The 359-nt window shown below is 39.3% G+C and carries 1 pseudogene; it reads left to right on the top strand.

The features are described from left to right. Positions 1 to 359: pseudogene (locus tag AN944_RS21115) on the top strand (helix-turn-helix domain-containing protein); the annotation flags it as partial.

The following is a 359-nucleotide window of genomic DNA, read 5'->3' as shown; positions in this document are numbered from 1 at the left end:
AAACCTTCAAGCGCAATCAGCGTTAAACGAACACAGCGTGATTACACATTAGGCTTTAAATTAGCCGTCGTCAGCCAAGTAGAAAAAGGCGAGTTAACCTATAAGCAAGCTCAAGAACACTACGGTATCCAAGGTCGAAGCACCGTCCTTACATGGTTGAGAAAGCATGGTAGATTAGATTGGACACTCCCTACTGAGCACTCTCCTATGTCTAAAAGTAAAGAAACCCCCGCCCAGAAAATTAAACGATTAGAGAAGCAAGTTTCCAATCTAGAAATGAAAAATATGATTTATGGCGATATGGTTGAACTGTTAAAAAATGAATATGGTATCGATTTAGAAAAAAAGTACTTAGCCGA

Origin of the sequence: Shewanella sp. P1-14-1 (assembly GCF_001401775.1) — a bacterium.
In the GTDB taxonomy this organism is placed as follows: domain Bacteria; phylum Pseudomonadota; class Gammaproteobacteria; order Enterobacterales; family Shewanellaceae; genus Shewanella; species Shewanella japonica.
The sequence above is the reverse complement of the archived record's forward strand: the minus strand, read 5'-3'. Positions and strand labels throughout refer to the sequence as shown.